The sequence below is a fragment of the Pseudomonas sp. HMWF021 genome, from assembly GCF_003061005.1.
Lineage (GTDB): Bacteria > Pseudomonadota > Gammaproteobacteria > Pseudomonadales > Pseudomonadaceae > Aquipseudomonas.
The window spans coordinates 36453-39970 of record NZ_QAIK01000126.1; the positions used below are offsets into that span (position 1 = coordinate 36453).

A 3518-nucleotide genomic window follows, 5' to 3' on the forward strand; every position below is an offset into this window, starting at 1 on the left:
GACGATTTGCAGTTGTTTGTTCGTGCAGCGGATCTGGGCAGCCTGACGGCGGCGGCGCGGGTGATGGATATGTCGGCGGCGGTGGCCAGCGCGTCGCTCAAGCGCATCGAGCAACAACTTGGCGCGCGCTTGCTCGCGCGCTCGACGCGCAGCTTGCGCCTGACCGCCGAAGGCGAAGGCTTTCTCGAATACGCTCGGGCGGCGCTGAGCAATCTGGATGAGGGTCGGCGTTTTCTGTCCAGTGCGCAGGATCAGGTCAGCGGCATTCTGCAGTTGTCCGCCCCGTCGGATTTTGGCCGCAACCTGTTGGTGCCTTGGCTCGACGAGTTTCAGCGCGAGCATCCGAAACTGACGGTGCGCCTGCTGCTCGGCGATCGCATTGCCGACCTGTTCCGTCAGCCAGTGGACATCGCCCTGCGCTATGGCGAGCCGGAGGACTCCAGTCTGGTGGCGTTGCCCATCGCCCCGGACAATCGCCGCGTGCTTTGCGCATCGCCGGCGTATCTGGAACGACACGGCGAACCTCGTCAGCTCGAACAATTGGCGCAACACAACTGCCTGCTGTACATGCTCGGCAGTCGTGTGCACGACCATTGGAGTTTTCATGACGGCAAGCGTGAAGTGAGCCTGACGGTCAGCGGTGATCGCCTGAGCGACGATGCCGATGTCGTGCGTTTGTGGGCGGTGGCGGGAGCCGGCATTGCCTATAAATCCTGGCTGGATGTCGGCACTGATGTGCTCGCCGGGCGCCTGAAGGTGCTGTTGCCGGAGCTGTTGTGCGAGCGTGCTCCGCTTAATTTGCTGTGCGCTCATCGCGCGCAATTGAGTAAGCCGGTGAACCTTTTAAGGGAGATGCTCGCCAGCCGATGCGCCGAACTGAGTAGTCAATTTCGCGGATTCCCGAAAGTTGATCATTAGTCGCAGGCAATTAGCGAAATTTCACTCAGAAACTATCACCATTCGTGTCAGCCGCGGCGCAGGAAGCCGCGTGCATCCCGCTTATACTAGCGGCCGCCTCAGCCAGCGCCGATCATCAGCCAGAGCCGGCGCTGTGCAGCTGACGAGCGTTGCGCATGCACCCGCCGCAACGTGTTGCGTCAACAGCCTGAGTTGCAACGGTTCACGGCGTTTTCCGCGTCTTGGCCGACGACCCATTACTGGTCAAGATGTCTGCGAGCAGTAGACGATACGATTCAACAGGGAGTGAACACATGGAACATGCACCTTGCATCAGTCAGATCGCCGCATTGCTGGCCGATCCCAAACGCAGCGCAATGATGTGGGCGCTGATGGACGGTTCCGCACGGCAGACCGAAGAGCTGGCGCTGCTGGCGGGCCTGTCGCCGTCTTCGGCCAGTGCGCATCTGGGGCGTCTGTCTGCTGGTGGTCTGTTGAAGGTGGAGCCTCGTGGGCGCAAGCGTTTCTTCCGTCTGGCGGCTCCCGAAATCGCTGCTGCCATCGAAGCCCTGGCCAGTGCCACGATTGCGAGCGCGCCGCGGGAAATAGCGCCCGCGCTCAAGCGCACCACCCCGACTGCCAAACCCCAGGCGGCTCCTTCATCGCTGTTGCGTGCGCGTTTTTGCGATGATCACCTGGGCGGCACGCTGGCCGCCGACCTGTATCAAAGCCTGCTGGATGCCGGCTGGATCGAACAGGTCGAGCAGCGGGTGGCGGTCACCCTCAAGGGCGCGACACAACTGGCCAGTCGTGGGGTATTCATCCAGGCCCTGGCTCATCGCAAGGCACAAGTGGCCTGCGCCTGCCCGGACTGGAGCGAACGCAGACCGCACATGGGCGGGGCGCTCGGTGCAGCGTTGCTGCAGTTGTTCATGCAGTCCGGCTGGCTGACCTTGCCCAACGACTCGCGTGCCCTGCAACTGACGGCGGCGGGACTGCGGGAAATTCACCAGTTCGCCCGCGAGACAGAGCTGGAACCGGCGTAACCGGACATTCACCGAGTGAGGCCGTGAGGCCAGTGTCGTCTGTGGCTGCGGACAGGTCGCATTTAGAAAAAGCGCTGAGACGTTATCGCGCACACTCGATCCGGGGAGACATTGCGGATCGGGGGAATGTGCATGGACATGCGAGACTTCAGCGCAGCAGAGCGTCTGGAACGGCTGCCGTTGAGCGGTTATCACCGGATCATTTTCATCATCATTGCCTTGGCGTTTTTCTTCGACTCCATGGACCTGGCGATGATGACGTTCCTGCTCGGCTCGATCAAAAGCGAGTTCGGCCTGAGCAGCGCACAAGCCGGGCTGCTCGCCAGCTCGAGCTTTTTCGGCATGGTGCTGGGGGCATCGTTGTCGGGCATGCTTGCCGACCGCTTTGGGCGTAAACCGGTGTTCCAGTGGAGCATCGTGCTGTGGGGCGTGGCCAGCTACCTGTGTTCGACCGCGCAAACGGTCGAGAGCCTGACGCTGTTTCGCATCCTGCTGGGGATCGGCATGGGCATGGAATTTCCCATCGCTCAGTCGATGCTCTCCGAGCTGATTCCGGCGCAGCGTCGCGGGCGTTATATCGCGTTGATGGACGGTTTCTGGCCGCTGGGTTTTGTTGCCGCCGGGGTGCTGTCGTACTTCCTGCTGCCACTGATTGGCTGGCGCGACATCTTTCTGGTGTTGGCGGTGCCGGCGGTGTTCGTGCTGGCGATCCGTTTTTTCATTCCCGAATCACCGCGCTGGCTGGAGCAGGCCGGGCGGCATGACGCGGCGGACAAGGTGCTGAGCGCCATCGAGGCTCGCGTGCGCACTTCCCTCGGTGGTGCGACGCTGCCTGAGCCGGTGCGCTTGCCACGGACGGTGACGCCGCCGGGTAACTTCTTCTCGGCGCTCAAGCAGATCTGGTCGCCGCAATACCGCCAGCGCACCACGATGATCTGGAGCCTGTGGTTTTTCGCCTTGCTCGGGTTTTACGGGCTGACATCGTGGCTCAGTGCATTATTGCAACAGTCGGGTTTCGCCGTGACCCAGTCGGTGTATTACACCGTGCTGATTTCTCTGGGCGGGATTCCCGGGTTCCTGATGGCGGCGTGGCTGGTGGAGCGCTGGGGGCGTAAACCGGTGTGCATCGTGACGTTGCTCGGCGGCGGGGTGATGGCGTTTCTCTACGGGCAAAGTGCGGTGTTCGGCGGCAACGTCGCGTTGCTCATCAGCTCCGGGCTGCTGATGCAGTTTTTTCTGTTCGGCATGTGGGCAGTGCTCTACACCTACACGCCGGAATTGTACCCGACCTCGGCGCGCGCCACAGGCTCGGGCTTTGCCTCCGCGATTGGCCGCGTCGGCTCGCTGCTCGGGCCGCTGGTGACCGGGCTGGTGTTCCCGATTACCGGGCAGGGCGGGGTGTTTGCGCTGGGAGCGCTGTGCTTTGCAATTGCGGCGGGGGTGGTGTGGCTGTTCGGGATGGAGACGCGGGGCAAGACGCTGGAAGAGCTGACTGAAGCAGAGATCGCTGGCTGAACACAGCACCCTGTGGGAGCGGGCTTGCTCGCGAAGGCGGTGTGTCATTCAACCAATATG

The 3518-nt window shown here is 62.5% G+C and carries 3 protein-coding genes; all 3 read left to right on the forward strand.

The window, feature by feature from the left end; all coding sequences use genetic code 11:
• Positions 1-918: LysR family transcriptional regulator (locus tag DBR18_RS17515; protein WP_108591248.1), on the forward strand; the 918-nt coding region annotated here is incomplete at its 5' end.
• Positions 919-1211: 293 nt separating this feature from the next.
• Complete coding sequence (locus tag DBR18_RS17520; protein ID WP_108591245.1) at positions 1212-1943, forward strand: helix-turn-helix transcriptional regulator; 732 nt, start codon at positions 1212-1214, stop codon at positions 1941-1943.
• Between the two features lie 132 nt (positions 1944-2075).
• Positions 2076-3458 carry an MFS transporter gene (locus DBR18_RS17525; protein ID WP_108591249.1) on the forward strand — a complete coding sequence of 461 codons (1383 nt, stop codon included), beginning with the start codon at positions 2076-2078 and terminating at the stop codon, positions 3456-3458.
• The last annotated feature ends 60 nt before the right edge of the window (positions 3459-3518 follow it).

Excerpts from the sequence above, each read along its gene's own strand:
- DBR18_RS17520 (WP_108591245.1), top strand. The coding sequence starts at position 1,212 with ATGGAACATGCACCTTGCATCAGTCAGATCGCCGCATTGCTGGCCGAT.
- DBR18_RS17525 (WP_108591249.1), top strand. The coding sequence starts at position 2,076 with ATGGACATGCGAGACTTCAGCGCAGCAGAGCGTCTGGAACGGCTGCCG.